This window comes from Pigmentiphaga sp. NML080357 (assembly GCF_002188465.1).
In the GTDB taxonomy this organism is placed as follows: domain Bacteria; phylum Pseudomonadota; class Gammaproteobacteria; order Burkholderiales; family Burkholderiaceae_B; genus Pigmentiphaga.
Window position 1 is genome coordinate 78643 of record NZ_NINW01000049.1, and the last position, 24209, is coordinate 102851.

Below are 24209 nucleotides of genomic sequence, written 5' to 3' on the forward strand. Positions count from 1 at the left end.
CGCGTTCATCAGCGTTCGCTCCCGATGGCCACATGCAGGTTGCCGCAGTCGTCCACGGTCAGTTCGTCGCCCGGCTGCACGACGGTCGTGGACGCATGCTCTTCGATCAATGCCGGACCGGCGATGCGGTTGCCCGCCAGCAGGGCGTCCCGGCGGTAGACGGGCGTCTGCACCTGGCCGTGGGTGCGGAAATACACCGGCTTGGTCGTGCGCAGCGCGGCCTCGGGCGGGACGTCGCCGCCGGCCGGCACGGCATGGCGAGGGGGCTTGCGCATCACGCCCATCACAGTCACGCGCAGGCTGACGATGTCGGCCGGCTCGGCCGGCGCGCTGGTGCCGTAGCGGATGGCATGGACGTCGTCGAAGTGGCGCTTGATGGCGTCGCGGTCGCGGCGCTCGAAGTACGCGCGCGGCAGATCCACGGTCACGGCGTGTTCCTGGCCCACGTAGCGCATATCGGCCGAGCGCTCGATGACGATATCGTCCGGCCGCACCGCCGAGGCGGCCACCGCGGCCCGCCCCTCTTCCTCCATCGATGCGTACAGCGCCTCGATCTCGTCGAACGACAAGTCCTCCAGGTGGCGGAACACCGAACGGACGTAGTCGTAGCGCAGGTCGCTGAACAGCATGCCGTAGGCCGAGAAATATCCCGGCGCATAGGGAATGAGCACGCGCCGTATGCCCAGCTCGCGCGCGATGGCCGAGGCATGCAGCGGACCGGCCCCGCCATAGACCACCATGGTGAAGCTGCCCGCGTCCAGGCCGCGTTCGGTCGTGACGGCCTTGACCGCATGGGACATCGCGGTCACCGCGATGCGCAGGATGCCGTCCGCGGCCTCGATCGTCTCCAGCCCCAGCGGCGCGGCGACGCGATCGCGCATGGCCGTGCGCGCGCCCTCCAGGTCCAGCGGCATCTCGCCGCCCAGGAAATGCTCCGCATCCAGGCGCCCCAGGATGAGATTCGCGTCGGTCACGGTGGGCTCGGTGCCGCCGCGGCCGTAGCAGACCGGCCCGGGCATCGAGCCCGCGCTTTGAGGGCCGACGCGCAGCGCGTTGCCCAGTTCGATGCGCGCGATGCTGCCTCCGCCCGTGCCCACTTCGAAAATATCCATCATCGGAATCTGGATGGGCAGGGCCTTTTCGTAGCCGCCGATCAGCGCGCTGCCGGTGGTGAGTGGCCGGCCTTCGCTGATCACGCCGGCCTTGGCCGTCGTGCCTCCCATGTCGAACGCGATGGCGTCGGGCAGCCCGAGCTGCGCGCATATCGCCTGGGCGCCGATGACGCCCGCTGCAGGCCCGGACTCCAGCATGCGCACGCATTCGCGGCGCGCATGTTCTAGCGGGAACAGTCCCCCGGTGGATTGCACCGCATAGAAATCGCCGCCGAAGCCGCGCTCGCCCAGGTGGGTTTCCAGCTGTCCCAGGTAGGCCGACACGCGCGGTCCGACATAGGCGTTGGCGACGGCGGTCGACACCCGCTCGAACTCGCGGTATTCCTGCGACAGTTCGTGCGAAGCGGTGACGAAGGCGTGCGGCAATTCCTCCAGCAGGATCTCCTTCACGCGCTTCTCGTGGCCTGGCTGACGATAGGAATGCAGCAGCAGCACCGCGGCCGCCTCCACGCCCTGCGCCTTGAGTTCGCGGGCGACCTCCCGCACGAGGGCTTCGTTCAACGGCTTGTGGATGCTGCCGTCGGCGCGCAGCCGTTCCTGCACCTCGTAGCGCAGCGAGCGCTTGACCAGCGGCGTGTGCTTGGCGAAGAAGAGGTTGTAGGCATCGGGGCGATTCACGCGGCCGATCTCGTAGATGTCGCGAAACCCTTCGGTGATGAGCAGCGCGGTCTTGGCGCCGTTGCGCTCGAGCAGCGTGTTGATCGCGATGGTCGAGCCATGCAGGAAGAGATAGCCGTTGCGCAGGTCGATGCCGGCGCCGTCCAGCGTGTGCTGGATGCCTTCGACCAGGCGGCCGTGCGTGGACAGGGCCTTGCCGAAATGCAGGGTGCCGGCGCTTTCGTCGAACGCGGCCATGTCGGTAAACGTGCCGCCGATATCCACGGCGATGCGCAGGGGCGCGGCCTCTGGCGCCAGGTTGGGTTCTGTCATGGTGGTGGACGCAGTTCGGGCGGCCGGGGCGGGCCCGGCGCCGTTGATCGGATGTCCGTACGGATCGCGCGACGTCGTGACGATTCGCAGTGTAGGAAGGGCGCAGATATCTTCCTAGCCTTGAATCAGAGATTTCAGACATGCCAAAATAGAGATGTCTTTACCGACGCGCCGCTGCCATGAACCAAGCCGACCTGAAGCTGTTCGTCGAAGTCGCCGAGACCGGCAGCTTCACCAAAGTCGCGGCGGCGCGCCAGACGGTGCAATCGCACATCAGCCGCCAGATCGGCAATCTCGAACGCGAGTGCGGCGGCAGGCTGTTCCGCCGCACCGGCCGCGGCGTGGTCCTCACCGAGTTGGGCGAGCACATCATCACGCGCGTGCGGAGCTGGCTCGCCGACACCGACCAGTTGTTCCGCGAGATCCGCTCCACTTCTTCGGTCCCCATGGGAGAGGTCCGGCTGGGCATCCTCCCCTCCGCCGCCCATCCCCTCCTGACCACGCTGTTCGGCCGCCTGCGCGCGCGGTACCCGTTGATCCGACTCAACGTGCGCGAAGGGCAGGGCGGCGAGCTCGACGCCCTGCTCGACGCCGGGCTGGTCGACATGGCCATCCTGTTCCGTTTCCACAAGCCGGCAAGCTCGGAAGAACGGCTGCTGGCCACCGGGCACACCTACCTGGTCTCGCGGCCGGGGGACCCGCTCACCCAGGCGCCGACCATCGATTTCGCCCGCCTCCAGGGCCTGCCCCTGGTTTTGCCGCGGCGCCCGGCGCACTGGCGTTCCATCCTGGACGAGACCGCCCGCAGCAAGGGGTTCGCGCTCAGCGCGGCGATCGAGGCCGATTCGCTCACGGCGCAAAAGGAGCTCGCCGCGACCCAATCGGTGTACGCCATCCTGGGGCCTTACTCGATCATGCATGAACTCAAACAGGGATCGCTGCAGGCCACGCGCGTCGTCAACCCGGACCTGCGCCGCTATGTCACGCTCGCCCTGCCGAAATCGGGCATGCTCACCCCCGCCTGCCAGGCGGTCTCCGCCATGCTGCAGGATATCGTCGACGAGTGGGGCGGAGACCTGTGCCCGCCGCAAGCTTCTCCCGCCGCTCCCCCTTCCCGTCCGAAAAACCGCCTCACCCGGCTACGCCCATCTGTCCGATCCCGGATGCCATGACGATGGGATACACTCAGCGCGACCTTTGCCCCGCCAAGGACCCGCTCCCCAGATGAGGCGTGCAAGCATCATCCGGCGATAGGAATCAACACGTCATCGGAACCGCCGGATGAAGAAGTCCATCGAGAAGCCGCGCGTCGATCGCCGGCAGTTGCAGCAGATCATCGCCGGTCTGTCCGAGGGGGTCGTGCTGATCGACCCCGACGCCTCCATCGTCTGGGCCAACGAGACGGCGCTGGCCATTCACGGCGCGCGCAACCTGGCCAGCCTGGGCAAGACGGCGCGCGACTACGTTTCGGCGTACGCGCTTAAATACCGCAACAACCACGTGCTCACGCCCGAGCAGTACCCGATCATGCGCGTGCTGGCGGGCGAGTGTTTCAGCGACGTGGTCGTCGAAGTCACCAAGCCGCGCGACGAATCCTTCCGGCGCATGCACCAGGTGCGGGGCCTCATCCTGACCAACGCCTCGGACGAAGCCGAATCCCTGGCATTGGTGATCCAGGACGTCACCGAGCGCTTCGGCGCCGAAGAGCGGTTCGAGCGGACGTTCAACACCAATCCCGCGCCGGCCATCATCTGCCGTCTCTCCGACCTGCGCTACGTCAAGGTCAACCAGGGGTTCCTGGAAATGACCGGCTTTGCGCGCGAGGAGGTCATCGGCCGCTCGGCCTACGAGCTCGATGTCCTGAACGAAGCCGCCAAGCGCGAGGAGGCGATCCGCCACCTGCAGGAAGGCAGGACCATTCCGCAGATGGAGGCCACGCTGCGACTGCACGGCGGCGAGACCAAGCTCGTGATCGTCGCGGGCCAGCCGATCGAGGTGGGCGAAGAAGCCTGCATGCTCTTCACCTTCATGGACCTGGAGCCGCGCAAGCGGGCCGAAGACGCGCTGCGCCAGACCGAAGAGCGCTTCTCGAAGGCATTCATGCTGGCGCCGGTGCCGATGACCGTCAGCTCTCTGGAGGGCTTCCTGCTGATGGACGTGAACGAGGCGTTCGTCGAGACCACGGGCTACGACGCGGAAGAGATCCTGGCCAAGGATGCGGTGCGACTGAAGCTCTGGGCGGACGAGGCGACCCAGAGGCGCCTGCGGGCCAAGCTGGAGGTCAGCGGCAGCCTGCGCAACGAGGAGGTCCGCCTGCGCACCCGCGGCGGCGAAGTGCTGGACTGCCTGCTGTCGGCCGAGACCGTGTCCATCCACGGCCAGCCTTGCGTCCTGACGGCGATCCAGGACATCACCGAACGCAAGCGCAGCGAGGAGGAGCTCGTGGCCGCCATCGACGCCGTCATGCAGGATGCGTCGTGGTTCAGCCGCACCGTCATCGAGAAGCTCGCGCAGATCCGGCGGCCGCAGGACGCCCAGGCGGGCTCGCCCCAGCTGTCGGACCTCACGCCGCGCGAACACGAGGTGCTGGGACTCATGTGCCAGGGGGAAGACAACGAACAGATCGCGAAGACGTTGCAGCTGTCGCCCAACACGGTACGCAATCACATCGCCACGCTGTACAGCAAGATCGGCGTACACCGCCGCAGCGATGCCATCGTCTGGGCGCGGCAGCGCGGCGTGACGGGCTACGAGAAACCGGGCAACGGCACCAAGCGGCATCAGAACGGCAACGGCTCGGGATGAAAATACTAGCGCGCTAGTACGCGATCATCTGGCCCGGGCCGGTGCTCGGCGATAAAGTCCGTCTAACCCTCCGGGTTCCGGCAAGGGAAGCGCAGGCACCACATCGATGAGGAGCCGTCATGGACAAGGATCGCATCAAGGGCGCGGCCAAGGAAGTAAAGGGCACCGTCAAGGAAACGGCCGGCAAGCTGACGGGCAACCGGTCCGGCGAGATGGAAGGCAAGATCGAGAAGTCCACGGGTACCGTGCAACGCAATTTCGGCCAGGCCAAGGACAGGCTGCGCGACGAAGTGAACAAGAAATAGGCGGGGGCATGAGGACGGTTCGCCACAGACCGGCCCCAGCGAGCCCGCGTGTCAAACCGCAGCCGGCGCGAGCCGGCCTTTTTGCCACCTTATGAAGACGAGCGTGCCGCCGAAAGACGATTCATCACCCAGCCAGGACACGACCTCGAGCCCCCATGACGAAGATGACGCCGCTCTCCATTCGATGCGGTTGCGGGAACTCCACCACAGCGTGCACAACGGCCTGAACCTCATCTCCAGCGCCCTGCAAGTGCAGGCACGTCGGTCCGGCAACGCCGAAGTACGGCGGGAACTCGGTATCGCGGTCAGCCGCATAGAAAGCCTGGTGCGCCTGCACGAACACGCTTACCAGCATGAACCGGCCCGGGCGCCGAATGCCTCGGAGCACTTCGAGAAACTGGCGCGGCAGCTGCAAGCCGCCCTGGTCGATCCGCGATCCGCGCGGCTTCTGGCGTTTACCTGCGACGCTGAGTTCCAGCTGGAAGCCGGCATGCTTGTTTCGCTGGGATCGGTGCTGATCGAGCTGGTGACCAATGCCATCAAGTACGGCAAGGGCGACGTGCGCATCTCGCTGCATCCGGGTCCCGCCTCGATCACCATGGCGATCGAGGACGACGGCGACGGCTTTCCGGTCCCCTTCGATATCCCGCGCGACGCCGGCTTCGGCTTGCGGCTGGTCTCGCGCGTATGCGCCAACAGCGGAGGGACGTTGTCCATCGACCGCACGGTTCCGTTCACCCGGGTGGTTGCCGTCATCGGCCTGCGCGCCTGAGGCCGGTCAACGGTCCAGGCGCCAGCGTGCGTCGTCGTCGAATCGCGCCGCTACGAACTCCACGAACTCGCGCACCTTGGGCGAGGAATGCCGGGGACGCGGATAGATCGCATAAAGCGTGCGCGAGGCCGGCGTCCAGCGGGGCATGACCGGCACCAGGCGCCCCCGGCGCAATTCGTCGGCGATCATGAAGGTGGGCAGCATGCCTACGCCGCAGCCTTCGAGCAAGGCGTCCTTGAGCACTTGGCTGTTGTTGCTGCGGAAGCTTCCGCCGACGTGCACCATGCGTTCGGTCTTCGCATCCGAGAAATGCCATTCGTCCGGCGCGGGACCGCGGTCGTAGACCAGGCAGTCGTGCTGCTTGAGCTCCGGCGGCGATGACGGCTCGCGATGCTCCGACAGATAGGCGGGCGAGGCCGCGAGGGTACGCGTCATGCGGGCGATGGCGCGTGTCGCATGGGTGGGATGGTGGGTGTATTTCTGGTTGCTCCCCAAGGCCAGCGCCACGTCGAACCCTTCCTCGTCGAGGTCGGCGAAGCGGTCGTTGAGCGTCATTTCCACCTTGACCGCCGGAAACTGCCGCAGGAACTCCCCCACCATGTGGCCGAAGCCGGCGTAGTCGAGCGAGACCGGGGCGCGCACCTTCAACAGCCCGCGCGGGAGCGTCTGCAGCAGCGCGGCCGAACGCTCCACCTCATCCAGATCGTCCAGCAACCGCACGCATTCGACGTAGTAGTTGCGCCCGGCTTCGGTCACGTTCAGCCGGCGCGTGGTGCGCGCCAGCAGCGACGTGCCCAGGTGGACCTCCAGCCACGAGAGATATTTGCTGACCGTGCCGACGGACATGCCCAGCTGGCGCGCGGCCAGCGTGAAGCTCTCGTGTTCGACGACTTTGCGGAACACCGACATCGCCACGAACCGGTCCATATTTTTTCCGGATTGGAAAGCAATTTTTTGATCCGACGATGTTTATCGCCGATCTCGAAAATGTCAACATTCGTTCACGCAGTCGCGCGCGTCCTGTGCCACAGCCCGGCGGGCCATCACCCCGATGCCGCCGCCGGACGAACCTTGTCATCCCATTCGAGGGGAAACATGAGCCGTACGCTGATCAGGAACGCCGCCGTTCTTTCCATGGATCCCGCCGTGGGCGACTTCTCCCGCGCCGACATACTCGTCGACGGCGACAAGATCGCCGCCGTGGCACCCGGCCTGGCCGCCCAGGCCGACGACATCGTGGACGGGACGGACCGCATCGTCATGCCGGGCATGGTGAACGCGCACATCCATACCTGGGAGTACCAGCTGCGCGGCATCGGCGCGGACTGGGTCGGCAGCCGCGATTACCACGCCAACCTGCACAAGAAGCTCGCCACGTACTACACCGCGCGCGACGTCTACCTGGGCAACCTGCTCGGCGCCCTGAACCAGTTGCGCAACGGCACCACGACCATCGTCGACTGGTGCCACATCCTGCGCGACGCCGAAATGACCGACGCCGCCATCGATGCCCTGGAAACCTCGGGAATACGCGCGGTTTTCGCGCGCGGCACGGTCAAGCCCCCCGAGCGCGAAGGCGCGATCCCCTATTACAAGCTGCCGTTCCCGCGCGAGGAAATCCATCGCCTGCGTACCGGCCGGCTCGCCACGGACGACGGGCTCGTGACACTGGCGATGGCGATCCTCGGGCCGGACTGGGGCGAATACGACGTCGCCGTGCACGACATCCGCCTGGCGCGCGAATACGGCCTGATCAACTCCGCGCATACCTATGGCCGCAAGGGCAAGCGCGTGGTGGAGGACGGCTATCCCAGGCTGGCCAAAGCAGGGCTGCTGGGCCCCGACCACAACATCGGCCACGGCAACTGCTTCGACGACGACGAGCTCAAGCTGGTCCTGGAAGCCGGCTGTACCATCACGGCGACCAATCTGACCGAGATGCTCAACTACGAAAAGCCCGCCATGCTCGGGCGGCTGGTCAAGCATGGCGCCACGCCGTCCCTGGGCACCGATTGCGACCCGTATTTCAACAGCTCCATGCTGTGGGTCATGCGCCACGCCTTCCTGCACCAGCGCGAACTGGACAACCGCAGCCTCTACGCCGAAGGCAAGTGGCCGGCCAAGACCCAGCATTCCACGCTGACGCGCGACGCCATCCACTGGGCCACCCTGGGCGGCGCCAAGGCCTTCGGGCTGGACAAGAAGACCGGCTCGATCACCCCGGGCAAGCAGGCCGACCTGGTCATGGTCGACACGCGCGGCATGAACATCTTCCCGGCCAACGCCGGCGGCACCCTGGGCGCCAGCTTCGTCGCCAAGTCGGCGCCCGACGGCTACACGCTCTTCTTCATGGCCTCGGGCCACTCGGCCGCGCCGGGGCTGTACAAATCGCTGCCCTTCGATCCGGCCGGCGATTTCACCCTGGTATCCATGGTCACCCGCAGCCCCTTCGTGATCCTGGCCGGTCCCAGCGCCAAGGCGGCCACCGTGCAGGAACTCGTCGCCCAGGCCAAGGCCCGGCCGCGCAGCATCGACTTCGGCACCGGCGGGGTGGGCACCGGCATGCACCTGGCCGCGGTCCTGTTCCAGTCGAGCCTGGACCTGCAGCTGACCCACATCCCCTACAAGGGCGGCAACGCGCCCACCATGGCGCTGATGGGTGGCGAAGTGCCCTACGTCTTCACCTCGCTCGCGGGCAACGCGATGAACCTGATCCAGGCGGGCTCGGTCAAGCCCATCGCGGTAACGTCGATCGACCGCTACCCGGGCCTGCCCGACGTGCCCACCGTGGCCGAGACCGTGCTGCCCGGGTTCGACGTCAGCGCCTGGTATGCGCTGGCGGGTCCCAAGGGGCTGCCGCCGACGGTCGTGCGCAGGCTGAACGAGACGGTGGCGGCGGTACTGCGAGATCCTGAGGCGGTAAGCACCTTGCGCAAGCAGGCGGCCGCGCCATGGCATACGACCCCCGGCCAGGCCCAGGCCTTCGTCGCGGAGGACATACAGCGCTGGACCAAAGTGATCCGGGAGGAGAACATCGTGCCGGAGAACTGACGGGCGGCGGCGCTACGCGTCCTTGCCCATGCGCACCGCCAACGCTCCCAGCGCCCCCGCCGTCGCCAGCACCACCACGCCCATCCAGCCCCAATGCGCGAACGCGAAACTGCCCAGCGCCGCGCCGGCCGCCATGCCGGCGAACATGCCTGCGACCAGCAGCGCATTCAGGCGGCTGCGTGCCGCGGGTTCCAGGCCGTAGATGGAAGTCTGGCTGGCCACCAGCGACGCCTGCACGCCGAAGTCGAAGCCGATGGCGCTGGCGACGAGCAGCGCCAGTTGCGCGTGCGGCGGCAGCACGAAAAGCAGGCCTAGACTGGCGAAAGAGAGCGCGGCCACGGCGGTGCTCAGCCGAGCCACGGCTTGGGGGCCGCGGCGGTCGGCCAGGTGGCCGGCGAAGGGCGCGGCCAGGGCGCCCGCGGCGCCGGCCAGGCCAAAGGCGCCGGCCGCCGTGCTGCCCAGGTGGAAGTGGTCGCGCAGCATGACGGCCAGCGTCGACCAGAATGCGCTGAAACCGATGGCCAGCAGGCCTTGCGCATAGACGGCGCGCCGCAGCGAGGCGTGGCGGCGCCACAGCTGCGCCATGGACGCCAGCAGCGCGCGATAGCCGAGCCGGGCGGTCGCGGCGAAGCGGGGCAGGCCGCGCGCGGCGACCAGGGCCACGGCGACGATGGACAGGGCCGCGCCCAGGTACATGACGCGCCAGCCCGCGTATTCCGCCACGAAACCGCTCACCACGCGCGACAGCAGGATGCCCAGCAGCAGGCCGGTCATGACCGTGCCCACGGCTTTGCCGCGCCGGGCGTCGGGCGCCAGCGCGGCGGCGGCGGGAACGATGTCCTGCGCCACGGTGGCCGCCAATCCCACCGCCAGGCTGCCGGCCAGCAGCCACCCCATGCCCGGGGCCAGCCCGCATAGGAGCAGGGCCACCGCCAGCACCGTCGACTTGATCAGGATGATGCGGCGCCGATCGTGGCGGTCGCCCAGCGGAGCCAGCAGGAGGATGCCGAGCGCGTAGCCGAGTTGCGTGAGCGTCGGTATGAACCCCACGGCGCTTTCGCCCGCTTTCATGTCGGCCGCCAACAGGCCGAGCATGGGCTGGCTGTAATAGATGGATGCGACGCTCAGGCCGGCTCCGGCCGCCAGCAGCAGCACCAGCGAACCGGATAGGCCCGTGGCGTTCTCGCGCTGGTTTGCATGCGTAAGTTGAATGGAAGACATCAGTGAAAACCCCAGGTTTCGAGTATGGGATGCATTCTGCATTCGCCAGCCCTCCAGGGGTAGACGTCCAGAGCGTAGATTTGTTATACGCTGTACGTATGAAAGAAATCGCCCAGGCCACTGATCGCATCGAGCTGATGCAGACCTTCGTGCGCATCGTCGAAGCCGGCAGCCTGTCGGCGGCGGCGGCTCAGCTGGGGACCACCCAGCCCACTGTCAGCCGGCGGCTGCAGGCGCTGGAACGCATGCTGGGGCTGCGCCTGCTGCAGCGCTCCACCCATCTCATGAAGCTGACCGGCGATGGCGAACGTTGCTATGCCCACGCCAAGGAGCTCACGGAAACCTGGCGCGCCATGGAGGCGGACCTGCGCGGCGCGCAGGACGAACCGCGGGGCGCGCTGCGCGTGCTGGTGCCGCATGCGTTCGGCCAGGACCAGATGGTGGCGCCCCTGGCCGACTATTTGCGCCGCCACCCGGGCGTCTCGGTGGAGTGGCTGCTGCAGGACCGGCGCGCCGACTTCATCGCCGAAGGCCTGGACTGCGCCATCCAGGTCGGGGCGGTGGACGACCCCGACGTGGTCGCCATCCTGCTGGCGGAAGTGCCGCGCATCGTGGTGGCGGCGCCGGCGCTGCTCGGGGACGGCCCGCCGCCGCAGGAAGCCGAGGCCCTGGGCGCGCTGCCCTGGGTGGCGCTGAACATGTATTACCGCGACGAGGTCGGCCTGACCCGCATGTCGGACGGCCACGTCCACCGCTTTCCCGTGCGGCCGCGGATCAGCACCGACAGCCTCTACGCCTTGCGCACCGCGGTGCTGGCCGGCGTAGGCGCGGGCATTTCGTCGGCCTGGGTGGTCGCGGACGACATCCGGGCGGGGCGCCTCGTCCATCTCGCGCCGCAATGGCAGGCCACGCCGCTGCCGGTATACCTGATCTATCCGTACGCCCGCTTCTATCCGGCCAAGCTGCGCGTCTTCGTCGAGCTGATGCGCACCGCCATGCCCGCCATGGTCGGCATGGTGCCGCCGGCGAGTTCGACCAGGCGGCCGCCGAAAACCCTAGCGCCCTAGGAAGGTGCGCCCGCTTCGGCTCGCGCACCGCCATGAGGAACCACGATGGTGCGCCTTCCGCTTGCCAGGCATGCGTCGCCGGCACCGGACCGGGCGCGCTCGCATGCAGCCGGGGCCGCATCGATTCACCCGCATTGGCACGGCTATTGCATCGACCAGGGTTCCGGACCCGAGTCCGGCAGACAGCGCAATCGAAGGCACAGGCAATGGCGCCCGGACCGCAGAGGTCCAGGGCGCCTTTTGTTTTGGGCCGGCCCGCAATCCACTGGAACCCATCATGTCTTACATCGTCCCTTCCGAGTTCGTCACCAAGATGGTGGACGCCGGCGAATCGAAGATCTACATGGCCACCCGCGACGCCCTGATCCGTGCCTACATGGCCGGTGCGATCCTGGCCATCGCCGCGGTGTTCGCGGTCACCATTACCGTCCAGACGGGGTCGGCCATCCTGGGCGCGGCGCTCTTTCCGGTCGGCTTCTGCATCCTGTACCTCATGGGCTTCGACCTGCTGACCGGCGTGTTCGTGCTGACCCCGCTGGCCCTTATCGAGCGGCGTCCGGGCGTGACGCTCGGCGCGGTGCTGAAACACTGGGGCGTCGTGTTCGTCGGCAATTTCCTGGGCGCGCTCACCGTCGCGCTGCTCATGGCCATCGTCTTCACCTACGGCTTTTCCGTTCCGCCGGGCAAGGTGGGCGAGGTCATTTCGCACATCGGCGAGAACCGCACGCTCGGCTACAAGGAATACGGCGCCGCCGGCATGCTGACCATCTTCATCCGCGGCGTGCTGTGCAACTGGATGGTGTCGCTGGGCGTGGTCGGCGCGATGATCTCCACCTCGGTCAGCGGCAAGGTCATCGCCATGTGGATGCCCATCATGCTGTTCTTCTTCATGGGCTTCGAGCACTCGGTGGTCAACATGTTCCTGTTCCCGTCGGCGCTCATCATGGGCGGCAACTTCTCGATCATGGACTACCTCATCTGGAACGAGATTCCCGTGGTGCTGGGCAACCTGGTGGGCGGCATCTCGCTGACCGGCTTGACGCTCTACACCACCCACGTGAAGACCGCGCCCAGGCGCAGTTTCAACTGATCCGCCCCGCGGTGGAGGCGTCCGTGCAAGGCATGCCGGCCCGCGTGCTCAGGGTTGCCGTGGGCCAGTACTCGGACCGCGGACGCAAGCAGGCCAACCAGGACTTCCATGGATTGTGCATGCCTGGCGAGCCGCTGCTCGGCGCCAAGGGCGTCGCCATCGCGATCGCCGACGGCATCAGCAGCAGCCAGGTCAGCCACATTGCCAGCGAAACGGCGGTCGCGGGCTTCCTGGAGGACTACTACGCTACGCCCGAGACCTGGTCGGTGAAGAAATCGGCGCAGCGCGTGCTGGGCGCCACGAACGGCTGGCTGCACGCCCAGACGCGGCAGAGCCGGCATCGGCACGAGAACGATCAGGGGTACGTGTGCACGATGAGCGTGATGGTCCTGAAATCGACCACCGCGCACATCCTGCACGTGGGCGATACCCGCATCTACCGGGTGCGCGGCGGCGCCGTGGAACAGCTGACCGACGATCACCGCATCTGGGTGTCGCGCGACAAGAGCTATCTGGGGCGGGCGCTGGGAATCTCCGCGCACCTGGAGATCGACTACCACACCCAGCGGATCGAGCAGGGCGATACATTCGTGCTGGCGACCGACGGCGTCTACGAACACGTCGGCGCGCGGGAGATCGCCGAGGCCGCCGCCGCCCATCCGGACGGCCTCGACGCGGCTGCCGCCGCGCTCGCCCGCCGGGCCTACGACCGCGGCAGCGCCGACAACCTCACCGTCCAGATCGTGCGGGTGGAGTCGCTGCCCTCTCTTGAAGCCGGCGAGATCCGCCAGCATGCGCGCAGCCTTCCCTGCCCGCCGCTGCTGCAGGCCGGCATGGCGTTCGACGGCTTTCGCATCGCGGCGCAACTGCATGCCAGCAGCCGCAGCCACGTCTATCTGGCCGAGGACCCGGAAACCGGCGGACGGCTCGTCATCAAGATTCCCTCGCTGGACTTGCGGCACGACCCGGCCTATCTCGAACGCCTGCTGATGGAGGAGTGGATCGCGCGCCGCATAGACAGCCGCCATGTCGCCAAGGCGTGGCCGCTCAGGCGCGAACGGCGCTACCTGTACACCGCCAGCGAGTACGTCGACGGCATCACGCTGACACAGTGGATGGCCCGCCATCCCAGGCCTGACCTGGAGCAGGTGCGCGGCGTCGTCGAGCAGGTGATCAAGGGCCTGCAGGCCTTCCACCGGCTGGAGATCGTCCATCAGGACCTGCGTCCCGACAACATCCTCATCGATGCGCACGGCACCGTGAAGATCATTGATTTCGGCTCGACCAAAGTGGCCGGCATCGCGGAAATCGCCCAGGCCGGCGACCCGCTGCAGATACCCGGCGCCGCGCTGTATGCCGCGCCCGAATATTTCCTGGGCGAAGGCGGATCGACCCGGTCCGACATTTTTTCGCTGGGCGTGATCGCCTACCAGATGCTGGCCGGCAAGCTGCCGTACGGCGCGGACGTGGCCAAGACCCGGACAAAGGCGGCCCAGCGGCGGCTGGCCTATGTCCCGGTGTTCGACGAGACGCGCACGGTCCCGGCCTGGATGGACGACGTTCTGGCCAAGGCCGTGCACCCGGACCCCGCGCGGCGCTACCAGGAGCTCTCGGAATTCGCCTATGCGCTGCGCCATCCGGATCCGGCGGCGCAAGGCCGGCGCAACCTTCCCCTGGCCGAGCGCAATCCGCTGGTTTTCTGGAAACTGCTCTGTCTTGGCCTGGCCGCCGCGGTGCTGGTGCTGGCCGCAAGGCTCTGAGCCCGTCCGGCCAGCAAGGCGCGGCGGGCCCCGCTATTGATAGCCCTGGATCCCCTTGATCTCCAGATACTCCTGCAAGCCGAACTCGCCCCATTCGCGCCCGTTGCCGGATTGCTTGTATCCGCCGAACGGCGCGCCGCGATCCACGCGCGGGTAGTTGATCTGGACGTTGCCGGCACGCAGCCGCCGGGCGACCCGGCGCGCGGCCTCGAGGTCCGTCGATTGCACGTAGGCCGCGAGGCCATAGGGCGTATCGTTGGCGATGCGGACCGCGTCGTCCACATCCTCGTAGCCCAGTATGCACAACACGGGACCGAAGATTTCCTCGCGGGCGATGGACATCTCCGGCGTGACGTCGACGAATACCGTCGGCCGCACGAAGTAGCCGCGGTCCAGGCCGGGCGGCCGCCCCGGCCCGCCCGCCGCGGCGCGCGCACCTTCGTCCAAGCCTCGCGCGATGTACGACTGCACGCGCTCGAATTGCACCCGGTTGGCGACGGGCCCCAGCTCGACGGTTTCGTCGCCGGGATCGCCCACCCGCGTCGCATCGGCCACGCGCGCCGCGATGGCGGCGGTTTGCTCCACGCGTTCGCGCGGCACCAGCATGCGCGTGGGCGCCACGCAGGATTGCCCGCTGTTGTTGAAACAGCGCTGCGCGCCGAGCGTCACGGCACGCTCGAAATCGGCGTCCGGCAATATCAGGTTGGGGGATTTGCCCCCCAGTTCCTGGCCCACCCGCTTGACGGTATCGGCCGCGGCATGCGCCACGGCGATGCCCGCGCGGGTGGACCCGGTAAAGGACACCATGTCGACGTCCGGATGGGCGGCAATGGCGTGGCCCACCGTGGGCCCGTCGCCGTTGACGAGGTTGAATACCCCGGCGGGCAGACCGGCGTCATGCAGGATCTCGGCGATGATCAGCGCGCTCAGCGGGGATATCTCGCTGGGCTTGAGCACCATGGTGCAGCCCGCGGCCAGGGCCGGGGCAACCTTGCACACGACCTGGTTGATGGGAAAGTTCCATGGGGTGATCAGCCCGCACACGCCTATGGCCTCGCGCGCCACCAGCGTCGAACCGCGCAGCTCGTCGAAATCGAAACGCTCGAGCACCTTGATGGCTTCGCGAAGATGGGCGGGCCCGCTGGGAAAGTGGATGTTGCGGGCCGCCGCGATGGGGACGCCCATTTCGCGCGACATGGCCTTGCACAGATCCTCCTTGCGGCGGGCGAAGCCCTCGTCGATGCGTTTCAGGTAGTCGATGCGCTCGCGCACTGCGGACGCGGACCAGGCGTCGAACGCCTTGCGCGCGGCCTTCACCGCCCGGTCCACGTCCGCGGCGGTGCCGGCGGCGATGGAGGCGACGACCTGTTCGGTGGCCGGGTCCACGACGTCGATGATGCGCTTGCTGGCCGGCGGCTGCCAGGTCCCGTCTATGTAGAACGTTTGCAGATGCATATCCATGGGTTCACTCGATGCTGATGTTCAGGCTCTTGATCTGGGCGCCGTAGCGCGCGTAGTCGGTACGGATGGCCCGGGCCAGGAATGCGCTGCCGGTGTCTTCGGGCGGGATCGCGCCCGCGGCCAGGAGCTTGGCGCGGACGTCGGGCTTCTTCAGCGTGGCGGCCAGCGCGGCGTTGAGCTTTTCCACGATTGCAGCCGGGGTGCCCTTGGGCGCGACCACGCCGTACCAGAGCGCCGGCGCGGCATAGCCGGGAATGCCGGCCGCCGCCGCGGCGTCGGCCAGCGCGGGCACGTCGGCCAGTTCGTCGATGGCCCGGGGCGAGACCGCGATGGCGCGCAGCCGGCCGGACTTGATGAAGGGAATGGACGACGCATCGGCCAGCACGGTGGTGAGATTGCCGCTGGCCACGTCCGTGATCGCCGGCCCGATGCCTTTATAGGGCACGTGCAGCAGCTTGACCTTCGCCTGCTCCTGCAAGGCCTCGCCGGCGATGTGCTGGATGCTGCCCGTGCCCGACGACCCATAGGACACCGCATCGGGCGCCGACCTGGCCTTGTCCACCAGTTCCTTGAACGTGCGGATGCCGCTGGCGGGGTTGACCACGAAGATGTTGGAGGTGTTGACCACCTGGCCGATGGGCGCGAAGTCCGTGCGCGCGTCGAATTGCACGTTCTTGTACAGGTGGGGGTTGATGGTGAGGATGCTGGCCGTGGGCAGGAGGAGGGTGTAGCCGTCGGGCGCGGCGCGCGCCACGGCGCCGGCGGCCAGCATGCCGTTGGCGCCCGGCTGGTTGAGCACCACCACGGGCTGGCCCAGCAGCGGGCCCATGTGCTCGCTGAGCATCAAGGCCACCATGTGGACGAACCCTCCGGAAGCGAAGGGCACCACCAGCGTGATCGGCTTGGCCGGGTAGTCGGCGGCGTGCGCCGCGGGGCCCAGCAGCAAGGCGCCTGCCGCCGCGAGGCGGGCCGCGAACATCGTGAACGCTTTCATCATGCTTTCCTCCGGTGAGGATGGACATTCCCGGCGAGAGGCCCGCCGGACGCTACGACGAGGCGGAACGGGGCGGGAAGGTCTGGCCGAACAGGCGCAGCCAGTTGCCGCCCATCATCCGGGCCACCTCGTCGGGAGAAAAACCGTGCCGCAACAGTCCGGGTATGAGGTTGGGCAGGCCGGCCGGCGTCTTTACCCATTCCGACCAGCCCTCGTGCGGCGCGATCTGCATCTCCTCGGCGGGCGCGCTCTGGCGCGACCACCGGGCGTAGCGCCACCACGTCCGGACCGAGCGGGGATGACCCGGGCAGTAGTCGGTACCGATGGCCACGGCATCCACGCCGATCAGGTCGACCGTCCAGGCCACCATGTCGACGAATTGCTCCAGCGTCGTGGCCGCGCCGTGGCGGGTCATGTTGCGGTTGGGCGTCAGGCCGATCACGCCGCCGCGCCGGGCCAGCGTGCGCAGCGCCTCGGTCTGCTTCAGGCGGCCGATGCCGTAGACCGGCTTGCCCACGTACTCGCGCGGGTTGGCATGGGTGATGGCCACCGGCGCGGCGGACAGCTCGATGGCTTCGATCGTGGTCCGCTCGCCGCAATGGGACAGGTCGATGAGTATGCCGACCTTGTTCATTTCCTCGATGGCCAGGCGTCCGAAGCGCGACGAGATGCCGGTGTCCTTTTCCTCCCAGTAGCCGCAGCCGATGTAGTTCTGCAGGTTGTAGGTGAGCTGCATGATGCAGACACCGAGATCCCGGAACGTGCCGAACAGGTCGAGGTTGTGTTCCACCGGCGCGGTGTTCTGGAAGCCGAAGACGATGGCGGTGCGCCCCGACTTGCGTATCGCTTCGATGTCCTCGACGCACGTCGCCTGCGCGACCAGGTCACTGTTGTCGGCGAGCACCTGGCGCCACTTGCCCAGGAGGCCCAGGGTTTCGCTGGCGTTTTCCCAGACCGCGATGGTGGTGTTGACGCACCCTATGCCGCCCGCGCGCCATTCCTCGAACCACTTGCGCTCCGGCGTCGGCATCGACAAGCCATCCACGATGGCGTAGGAACGTCCTTGGCATTCCGCGCCTTCGGGCCGGACGATGAAATCGGTCATGACGTCTCTCCTTAGAATGTCCTGAGAGGGTCGGCGCCCTCGGGCAAAAGGCGATGCTCTTCCTCTTTCGGCACTAGCAGCGCACCGCCGGCGCGGGCAAGGGCGTCGAATTCGCGGCGGGTCAGCGCCACGCCCCGCCTGGGCCATTGATCGCGCAGGCGCTGGAGCTCCTCGCCGCGCCGATCGACGGCCCAGCCCCCGGCCGCGGCGTCGAACACCAGGCCGGGAATGCCGGCATCGGCCGGCCGCAGATAGGCCAGCACGAAACCCGGCCCCGAGACGGGCGGATCCGATGCGGGCGCCAGGGCGGCGGCGATTGCCTCGGCCTGCCGGCCACGATCCGCCATGTCGGTCAGGAAGGCGACCGCATCGGCGCCTCCCAGCAATTGCCGATACAGGCGGCTCGCGGCGCGCCGCGGCCGCCATGCGAAGCGCGCGCAAGATGCGTCGGGACACGCCAGCGCGTCGCCCCCGGCGGCGCAGGACGTGCCGGCGCCGTGCCATGACAAGAGGCCGACCAGGCCATGCCTGGCGGCGCGCAACACCAATTCCTTCAGCAGCTCGGCGCCGGGCGACCCGCGCACCGCGGCCAGTCCTACCCCACAGGCGAGGGCCTGGGCCAGCGCCAGGTCGTGCGCCTGCGGCGCGCAGGCGAGGGCCGCCGCGCCTTCGGCCTCGATGCAGTGCCAGGGACGCTCGGCCGAAGGCATTTGCGCCAGCCGGATGCGGCGTACGGCGGCGGGCGCGATGCTTGCCCCCGCCAAGGCGTCCAGCAAGGCGTCGACCGCCGGCTCGCCGCATGCTTGCGCAAAGGCCACCAGCCCCGCCGCGTCCTCGGCCACGCCCAGCGGGACGCCGTGTCCTTGCAGCGCCACCTGCGCCATTCTCGCCAGTTCGGCAGGGGCGATGCGCAAGAGATCGTCCGGCGAAGCAGGCGGGGCCGCCAGCCTGCCCGGATCGGGAGCGGTACTGGCAGGCAAGGGGGCCAGCTCGTCCATGCCGGCGGCTTCGTCGCGCGGCATGAGCGGAAAAGGCCAGTCGCCGTCCCTGCCGCGCGCCACGTCTTCCGCAATGGGTGCGCCCTGCATGAAGGTGCCGCGCACCGACTTGGGGTAGGCGGCCTCGAATTTCTCCATGCCATAGAAGGTCAACGGCAGCCGGATCGACGCGAAGGGCGAGAAATCCTCGGCCAGCCACTGGTGCCGGATCTCGGCATAGCAGCGCCCCGCCAGCGATTGCACGCGGGCGACGACGTGGCGCAGGTCGGGACGCTCGCACAGCATGCGCGCCACCGTCAGCTCGGGCGGCAACGTTCGCAAGTGGTCGTGCAGGCGCCGCACCAGCAGGACGGTATCCATGGCCGTCTCGGCTTCGTATTCCGGCGCGCGGCCGCGCAGTCCGCGCCGCACGTCGCGCGCAGCGGCGCTCGAGCGATACCAGAAATACGGCGCCGCCGCGGCATCGGCCGGCAGGGCCAGCGCCCAGGCATCGTCGCGCTCCACCAGGCTGCGCAACTGCGCGGCCGACATCGCGGGGTCGATCTCGAAGCGTTCATCGGCCTCGAAGCAGCCGGCATGTTCGTCGATGATGTCCGGATACAGCTCGAGCACCAGGGCGTGCGTCACCTCGCACGCTTCGGCGCCCAGGTGGCGCGAGGACCAGTCGCACAATGCCAGCCAAGGCGTGCGCGTGGCCCTGCCCGCTATCGTTCCGCGCGACCGGAATTCTTCCAAGGGGCCATCCAGGCGCGCGAGATCGGCCGCGAGATCCTGCGGAGGCGGAAAGACGCCGTCGCCGTCTTTCTCTCCTTCCCGGTAATAGCGCCGGGCCTTGTCCAGCAGCCCGGCGAAGTTGGCGACGGCCGCATCGCCGGGGCGGACGGGCCTTGCCTTGGCCACGGCCAGGGCATGTTCGACCGCCCAGTTCCACTGGTGCATGAAATGCGGATGATTGGCCGCGAACGCAGCCAGGCCGGTGGCCGCCGAGTTGCCCAGGCCGATGTAACGGCGCATGGACGGCGCCAGCCGGACGGCGGCGGCATTCCGGGCGCGGGCCATGTGATCGACCAGGTCGAACACATACTCGCGCAGCACGAACGCCGAAAAGAACTGGGCGTGATAGGGGCGCCGCAGCGGATGGCCCGGTTCGAATCCTGCCAGCGGCCGCGTGCCGAGCTGGCCGTTGCCGATGAAGGCGGTGGTCCGCAGGATGTAGCCCACCGGGGCCAGGATCCGGGGATCGGGCTGCCGCCCGGCCGCCAGGCTGTCCACCACGTGATCGAATACCCGGCCGCTGCGGTTGCCGCGTGCATACATCAAGGTGTCGTAGTCGGCGAACCCCGCGCGCTGGCGCGGCACTTCCCGCCGCAGCAACGCCTCGCGCGCGGCGGTCCACTCGCCCTGGCACAACACGCCCATCGCATCCCAGCTCTGGGCGAAATTGCGGTCGGTCTTGGCCTTCTCGGGCAGCAAATCGGAAATCAGGAAGAAGTGGAATGTCCATCCGGCGCCGGCGATGCGGTACAGCACTTCGCCCCGCCCCTGGGCATCCAGTTCGAAGCGCAGCTTTTCGATGCGATAGCGATCGCGCACCACGTCGCGCATCGTCGCGCGCGGAAAGCTGAGCGCGTTCGGCACGCTGGCGGCAGCCCGCCGCGGACTCATGACGAAATCGGGCGAACGCAGCGCGGCCGGTTCTACCGCGTCGGCCGGGCCGGACAACGCGGCCGGGGCCGTTCGTGAAGCAGGAGCGATGGCATGACCCGGCATAGGAAGGCTCCTTTCATGGCCGGAGATTAGGCGGAGTCGCGCTCCACCAGCGTGCGCTGCATCAACCTCAGTTCGACCGGGGGGTCGTCGCCGGCGAAGAATTCGCAAAGATGGCGCGCAGCCACGTCGGGGTGCGAGCTCAAGGTGGTCAAGGCCGGACGCAGATAGGCGCCCATTTCGATGTCGCCGAAACCCACCACCGCCACGTCCTGCGGCACGGCAAGGCCCCGGTCGCGCAGCGCGGCCATCGCGCCCATGGCGATTTCGTCGCTGCCCGCCTGGATGCCGGTGAACGAGATGCCACGGTCCAGCGCCCGCAGGACCGCGTCCCTGCCGGCGGCATAGCGGTAGGTCATGTCCCAGACGAGGGTCTCGTCGTAGGCGTCGGCCGCACGCAAGGCCGCCTGGTAGCCGCGGAACCGTTCGGTGCCGATGGCCGAGTTCCTGATGTTGCCGATATACGCGATACGGCGGCGGCCTTGTTCGATGAGATAGGTCACGGCACGCTGTGCGGCCGCGCGTTCGTCGTGGGCGATGGATGCGATGCCGTGCCGGGTGAGGTCCTGCCCGATCGACACGACCGTCAGGCCGAGTTCGCGCAAGGCGGCCAATGCGCCCAGCACATCGCGATGGATCTTGTCGGAGACGGCCAGCACCACGCCCCGCAGTTTCATGCTGGGCGCGCGGCAGACGAACTCGGTAAGGCGATCCGGGCTATGCCCGAGGTTGAACAACTGCAGGTCGACGTCGATCGCTTCCAGCGCGGACTGCACGTGCAGGGTCAGTTCGGCGAAGTGCCGCTGCGCGATATCGCCCACCAGCAGCGCCACCGTATTGCTCTGGCCCTTGCGCAGGCCCTGGGCCATGGGATTGGGCCGATAGCCGAGCTGGCGCGCGCATTCGAGCACCTTTTCCCGCATGTCGACGGAGACCGCGGTATTGCCGTTCAGCACCCGCGACACGGTAGCCGGCGATACGCCGGCCTGCCGGGCGACGTCCAGCACCGTAGTCATGGCGTCTCCACAAGAAATTGCCGCGGGGTAGAGGGGATAAATCGTTTTCTCAAAATCGTGAAAACGATTTCACAAACAATTTAAGACGGCTGCGCCGGCTTGTCAACGGCTGGCGCCTACGGCCGGTCCAGCCGGCACTCGTCGTCGGCAAAGGCGCGGATCAGGTGGTAGGCAATGGCAAAAGGCTTGGGCGTGGAAAGACCGTCGGGATGCGTGCCGTCGAGCATGAGCCGCACTTCCTCGCGGCTGAACCAGCGCGCATCCTCGAGTTCGTTCCGGTCGACCACGACCGTGGTGGCGCAAGCCCGGGCGAAGCAGCCGATCATCAGCGACGCCGGGAACGGCCACGGTTGCGAAGCGAAGTACGTCACCTCGGCGCAGGGCACGCCGGCTTCTTCCCGGATCTCGCGCCGCACGGCGTCTTCGATGGTCTCGCCGGGTTCGAGGAATCCCGCCAGCGCCGAATACATCCCGGGCGCGAAGCGGGCCTGCCGCCCCAGCAGGCAACGGTCGCCGTCGACCGCTAGCATGATCACCACGGGATCGACGCGCGGGAAGTGCTGCGCCCCGCAGGCATCGCAATCGCGGCGCCACCCTGCAGACGACATCCGGCTGAGCGCGCCGCAATTGGCGCAATGCCGGTGCCGCTCGTGCCAGCTCAGGATGGCCTTGGCGGCCCCGAGTTCGCCGAGCACGTCGGCCGGGAACAGGCCGCGCGTGGCAATGGTGCGCAGGTCCACCAGTTCGAGTCCCGGCTGCGCGCCGGCCGTTTCCGCCAGCGCGGCGTCGAGCGAAACGGCGAACAGCGCCATGCCGTTCTCGTCCTGGCCCATGAAGATCTCGTGCCGGGCGGGGCCCAGCCCGTCCCAGGCCTCGGCCGGGAACAGGGGACACGGCTGCGCGCCACGGACGTCGAGCAGCGGCACGTCGCCGAGGAAGATCATGAACCGGGTGGCGGGATCGTCCCGGCGGGCCTGGATGAACAAGAGATCGCCGCGCGATTCGGACAGGCGGTCCAGCGGATTGAAGCCGAAGCCGACGGCGGCGGAACGATCGAAATTATGCATGAAGGGTGGAAGGCAAGCGGCGCAGGACGAACCCGCCGCGGGTTCGTCGACGATCGATTCTACCCCTCATCGCCCTCTTGCCCCGCGCGTGCCCGATCAGCGCGCAGGCAGCTGTTCGTTCAGGAGATGCCGAAGCTGGCGCCGCATCGGCGTGTCGGCGGGCGTCTCGTCGCCCAGGGCGCGGCGGGCGAAATCCCGGCTGTTGCCGTCGCGCAGGTCCACCTCCCGCACGATCTGCCCATCCTGGTAGACGAAGGCGACCTCGGCCAGCTCGATCACGTCGTCGATGTCGTGGGTGATCATCAACACCGGGATCTTCCATTGCCGCGCGACCTCGGCCAGCTCCTTGCGCAGCGCGCCGCGCAGCATGGGATTCAACGCGGCGAAGGGTTCGTCCAGCAACAGTGCGCGTGGTTCGCAGGCCAGGGCGCGGGCCAGGGCCACGCGCTGCTGCTGCCCGCCGGAGAGCGCGGCGGGCCGGCTGTCGGCCAGGGCCGCCAGGCCGAAGCGGTCCATCAAGTCCCGCACGCGCTGTTCGTCGGCGGGTGCGAGGCGCCGGCGCCATGAGCTCAGGCCAAAGCCGATGTTCTGCCGCACCGACAAGTGCGGGAATAGCGCATAGTGCTGGAACAGATAGCCGATATGGCGGCGCGGCGGCGGCACGTCGATACCGCGCGCGGCATCGAACAAGGTGCGTCCGTCGAGCCTGACGTGCCCGGCCGCGGGCGCGAGCAGGCCGGCCATGGCTTGCAGCGTGAGCGACTTGCCCGAGCCCGACGGTCCGTACAGCGCGGCGAAAGGCGCGTCGGTGGCAAAGCGGGCGGCGAGGTCGAAGCGCCTTGCGCCGTCGCGTACCGTCAGCGTTATGTCGACGTCGATCACGGCTTGCCGAATCCGTAGCGGCCCAGCACTTCCTGGCCGGGCGCCGACAACAGGAACTCGACGAACGACTTCGCCAGCGCCTGGTGCTTGCTCGCCGCCAGCACGGCGACCGGATAGGACACCGGCGTGTGGCCGCCCGCCGTCAGCGCGATCCGCACCTTGTCCTGCATGATGGCCGCATCCGTGCGGTAGACGAAGCCGGCATCGACCTCGCCCCGGCTGACGTAGTCCAGCACCTGGCGCACGCTGTCCGCCTGGATGAGCTTGGGTTCGAGCTGCGCCCACAACCGCGCGGCGTCGAGCGCCTGCCGGGTGTAGTTGCCCACCGGCACGGTCGCCGGCTTGCCGATGGCGATACGCCTGACCACGCCGGTGGCCAGGTCCTGGAGCGAGGCAATGGCGGGACCGCCCTGGAGCGGCGTGACCAGGACCAGGCTGTTGGCGGCGAAGTCGCGCCGCGTCGCGGCGTCGATCAGCTTCTGCGACGCGGCGCGGTCCATGGTGGCCTGGTCGGCGCTGGCGAAGACGTCCACCGGCGCGCCCTGGCTCATCTGCTGGAGCAGGATGCCGGATGCGGCGAAGTTGAGCCGCACGGTCGTGCCGGGATGGCGTTGCTCGAACGACCGGCCGAGGTCCTTGAACGCGTTGGTGAGGCTCGCCGCCGCCGACACGGTGAGTTCCTCGGCAAGGGCCGGCAGCGGCAAGGACAGGGCCAGCAGCAGGGCGACAAGACGGGCGCGGCGCAT

19 protein-coding genes are annotated in these 24209 nt (G+C 68.2%); 8 read left to right on the top strand and 11 right to left on the bottom strand.

Going from position 1 to position 24209, the window contains the following annotated elements; all coding sequences use genetic code 11:
- Positions 1 to 8 precede the first annotated feature (8 nt).
- The gene (locus tag CDO44_RS22835) at positions 9 to 2102 is read right to left on the bottom strand and encodes a hydantoinase/oxoprolinase family protein (RefSeq protein WP_087782553.1); all 2094 of its coding nucleotides are present in this window, start codon (positions 2100 to 2102) and stop codon (positions 9 to 11) included.
- 179 nt (positions 2103 to 2281) lie between these two features.
- Here CDO44_RS22835 and CDO44_RS22840 point away from each other — a divergent pair, with 179 nt between their 5' ends.
- The 4 genes from CDO44_RS22840 to CDO44_RS22855 all read left to right on the top strand — a co-directional run bounded on the left by CDO44_RS22840 (position 2282) and on the right by CDO44_RS22855 (position 5984).
- Positions 2282 to 3274, top strand: a complete 993-nt coding sequence (locus tag CDO44_RS22840) for a LysR family transcriptional regulator (protein ID WP_087782554.1) — start codon at positions 2282 to 2284, stop codon at positions 3272 to 3274.
- A gap of 109 nt (positions 3275 to 3383) precedes the next feature.
- The gene (locus tag CDO44_RS22845) at positions 3384 to 4907 is read left to right on the top strand and encodes a helix-turn-helix transcriptional regulator (RefSeq protein ID WP_087782555.1); all 1524 of its coding nucleotides are present in this window, start codon (positions 3384 to 3386) and stop codon (positions 4905 to 4907) included.
- A gap of 119 nt (positions 4908 to 5026) precedes the next feature.
- On the top strand, positions 5027 to 5212 hold the full coding sequence (locus CDO44_RS22850; protein WP_087782556.1) for a CsbD family protein: 186 nt from the start codon (positions 5027 to 5029) through the stop codon (positions 5210 to 5212).
- A gap of 103 nt (positions 5213 to 5315) precedes the next feature.
- On the top strand, positions 5316 to 5984 hold the full coding sequence (locus CDO44_RS22855) for a sensor histidine kinase (RefSeq protein WP_158213394.1): 669 nt from the start codon (positions 5316 to 5318) through the stop codon (positions 5982 to 5984).
- A 6-nt stretch (positions 5985 to 5990) separates the two neighbouring features.
- On the opposite strand, the gene CDO44_RS22860 is transcribed toward CDO44_RS22855, so the two are convergent.
- Positions 5991 to 6911 carry a LysR family transcriptional regulator gene (locus CDO44_RS22860; protein WP_087782558.1) on the bottom strand — a complete coding sequence of 307 codons (921 nt, stop codon included), beginning with the start codon at positions 6909 to 6911 and terminating at the stop codon, positions 5991 to 5993.
- Positions 6912 to 7079: 168 nt separating this feature from the next.
- Between CDO44_RS22860 and CDO44_RS22865 the strand changes: the two genes are divergently transcribed.
- Positions 7080 to 9035: a tripartite tricarboxylate transporter substrate-binding protein gene (locus tag CDO44_RS22865; RefSeq protein WP_158213395.1), complete on the top strand. Its 1956-nt coding sequence runs from the start codon at positions 7080 to 7082 to the stop codon at positions 9033 to 9035.
- A 12-nt stretch (positions 9036 to 9047) separates the two neighbouring features.
- Here CDO44_RS22865 and CDO44_RS22870 read toward each other — a convergent pair whose 3' ends face one another.
- Positions 9048 to 10256 carry an MFS transporter gene (locus CDO44_RS22870; protein ID WP_087782560.1) on the bottom strand — a complete coding sequence of 403 codons (1209 nt, stop codon included), beginning with the start codon at positions 10254 to 10256 and terminating at the stop codon, positions 9048 to 9050.
- A gap of 98 nt (positions 10257 to 10354) precedes the next feature.
- Here CDO44_RS22870 and CDO44_RS22875 point away from each other — a divergent pair, with 98 nt between their 5' ends.
- The 3 genes from CDO44_RS22875 (at position 10355) to CDO44_RS22885 (ending at position 14173) form a co-directional block, all read left to right on the top strand.
- Complete coding sequence (locus CDO44_RS22875) at positions 10355 to 11323, top strand: LysR family transcriptional regulator (RefSeq protein WP_087782561.1); 969 nt, start codon at positions 10355 to 10357, stop codon at positions 11321 to 11323.
- A gap of 277 nt (positions 11324 to 11600) precedes the next feature.
- On the top strand, positions 11601 to 12413 hold the full coding sequence (locus CDO44_RS22880; protein WP_087782562.1) for a formate/nitrite transporter family protein: 813 nt from the start codon (positions 11601 to 11603) through the stop codon (positions 12411 to 12413).
- Between the two features lie 32 nt (positions 12414 to 12445).
- Positions 12446 to 14173 carry a bifunctional protein-serine/threonine kinase/phosphatase gene (locus CDO44_RS22885; RefSeq protein ID WP_087783075.1) on the top strand — a complete coding sequence of 576 codons (1728 nt, stop codon included), beginning with the start codon at positions 12446 to 12448 and terminating at the stop codon, positions 14171 to 14173.
- Between the two features lie 33 nt (positions 14174 to 14206).
- On the opposite strand, the gene CDO44_RS22890 is transcribed toward CDO44_RS22885, so the two are convergent.
- The 8 genes from CDO44_RS22890 to modA all read right to left on the bottom strand — a co-directional run bounded on the left by CDO44_RS22890 (position 14207) and on the right by modA (position 24209).
- Positions 14207 to 15628 carry an aldehyde dehydrogenase family protein gene (locus CDO44_RS22890; RefSeq protein WP_087783076.1) on the bottom strand — a complete coding sequence of 474 codons (1422 nt, stop codon included), beginning with the start codon at positions 15626 to 15628 and terminating at the stop codon, positions 14207 to 14209.
- A 10-nt stretch (positions 15629 to 15638) separates the two neighbouring features.
- On the bottom strand, positions 15639 to 16631 hold the full coding sequence (locus tag CDO44_RS22895) for a tripartite tricarboxylate transporter substrate binding protein (RefSeq protein ID WP_087782563.1): 993 nt from the start codon (positions 16629 to 16631) through the stop codon (positions 15639 to 15641).
- Positions 16632 to 16680: 49 nt separating this feature from the next.
- A complete protein-coding gene (locus CDO44_RS22900) occupies positions 16681 to 17733 on the bottom strand; it encodes a membrane dipeptidase (protein WP_198951426.1) in 1053 nt (350 codons plus the stop codon).
- An 11-nt stretch (positions 17734 to 17744) separates the two neighbouring features.
- Entirely contained in the window at positions 17745 to 20501 is a 2757-nt protein-coding gene (locus CDO44_RS22905; RefSeq protein ID WP_144389574.1) for a hypothetical protein, read from the bottom strand.
- Between the two features lie 26 nt (positions 20502 to 20527).
- Positions 20528 to 21514: a LacI family DNA-binding transcriptional regulator gene (locus CDO44_RS22910; protein WP_087782565.1), complete on the bottom strand. Its 987-nt coding sequence runs from the start codon at positions 21512 to 21514 to the stop codon at positions 20528 to 20530.
- Positions 21515 to 21630: 116 nt separating this feature from the next.
- Entirely contained in the window at positions 21631 to 22581 is a 951-nt protein-coding gene (nudC, locus tag CDO44_RS22915) for an NAD(+) diphosphatase (RefSeq protein ID WP_087782566.1), read from the bottom strand.
- 96 nt (positions 22582 to 22677) lie between these two features.
- Positions 22678 to 23463: an ABC transporter ATP-binding protein gene (locus tag CDO44_RS22920; protein WP_087782567.1), complete on the bottom strand. Its 786-nt coding sequence runs from the start codon at positions 23461 to 23463 to the stop codon at positions 22678 to 22680.
- Positions 23460 to 24209 (bottom strand): molybdate ABC transporter substrate-binding protein, encoded by a 750-nt coding sequence (modA, locus tag CDO44_RS22925; RefSeq protein WP_087782568.1) that lies wholly within the window; start codon positions 24207 to 24209, stop codon positions 23460 to 23462. The genes CDO44_RS22920 and modA overlap by 4 nt, the downstream gene beginning before the upstream one ends.

Excerpts from the sequence above, each read along its gene's own strand:
- CDO44_RS22835 (WP_087782553.1), bottom strand. The coding sequence starts at position 2,102 with ATGACAGAACCCAACCTGGCGCCAGAGGCCGCGCCCCTGCGCATCGCC.
- CDO44_RS22840 (WP_087782554.1), top strand. The coding sequence starts at position 2,282 with ATGAACCAAGCCGACCTGAAGCTGTTCGTCGAAGTCGCCGAGACCGGC.
- CDO44_RS22845 (WP_087782555.1), top strand. The coding sequence starts at position 3,384 with ATGAAGAAGTCCATCGAGAAGCCGCGCGTCGATCGCCGGCAGTTGCAG.
- CDO44_RS22850 (WP_087782556.1), top strand. The coding sequence starts at position 5,027 with ATGGACAAGGATCGCATCAAGGGCGCGGCCAAGGAAGTAAAGGGCACC.
- CDO44_RS22860 (WP_087782558.1), bottom strand. The coding sequence starts at position 6,911 with ATGGACCGGTTCGTGGCGATGTCGGTGTTCCGCAAAGTCGTCGAACAC.
- CDO44_RS22865 (WP_158213395.1), top strand. The coding sequence starts at position 7,080 with ATGAGCCGTACGCTGATCAGGAACGCCGCCGTTCTTTCCATGGATCCC.
- CDO44_RS22870 (WP_087782560.1), bottom strand. The coding sequence starts at position 10,256 with ATGTCTTCCATTCAACTTACGCATGCAAACCAGCGCGAGAACGCCACG.
- CDO44_RS22875 (WP_087782561.1), top strand. The coding sequence starts at position 10,355 with ATGAAAGAAATCGCCCAGGCCACTGATCGCATCGAGCTGATGCAGACC.
- CDO44_RS22880 (WP_087782562.1), top strand. The coding sequence starts at position 11,601 with ATGTCTTACATCGTCCCTTCCGAGTTCGTCACCAAGATGGTGGACGCC.
- CDO44_RS22885 (WP_087783075.1), top strand. The coding sequence starts at position 12,446 with ATGCCGGCCCGCGTGCTCAGGGTTGCCGTGGGCCAGTACTCGGACCGC.
- CDO44_RS22890 (WP_087783076.1), bottom strand. The coding sequence starts at position 15,628 with ATGCATCTGCAAACGTTCTACATAGACGGGACCTGGCAGCCGCCGGCC.
- CDO44_RS22895 (WP_087782563.1), bottom strand. The coding sequence starts at position 16,631 with ATGATGAAAGCGTTCACGATGTTCGCGGCCCGCCTCGCGGCGGCAGGC.
- CDO44_RS22900 (WP_198951426.1), bottom strand. The coding sequence starts at position 17,733 with ATGACCGATTTCATCGTCCGGCCCGAAGGCGCGGAATGCCAAGGACGT.
- CDO44_RS22905 (WP_144389574.1), bottom strand. The coding sequence starts at position 20,501 with ATGCCGGGTCATGCCATCGCTCCTGCTTCACGAACGGCCCCGGCCGCG.
- CDO44_RS22910 (WP_087782565.1), bottom strand. The coding sequence starts at position 21,514 with ATGACTACGGTGCTGGACGTCGCCCGGCAGGCCGGCGTATCGCCGGCT.
- nudC (WP_087782566.1), bottom strand. The coding sequence starts at position 22,581 with ATGCATAATTTCGATCGTTCCGCCGCCGTCGGCTTCGGCTTCAATCCG.
- modA (WP_087782568.1), bottom strand. The coding sequence starts at position 24,209 with ATGCGCCGCGCCCGTCTTGTCGCCCTGCTGCTGGCCCTGTCCTTGCCG.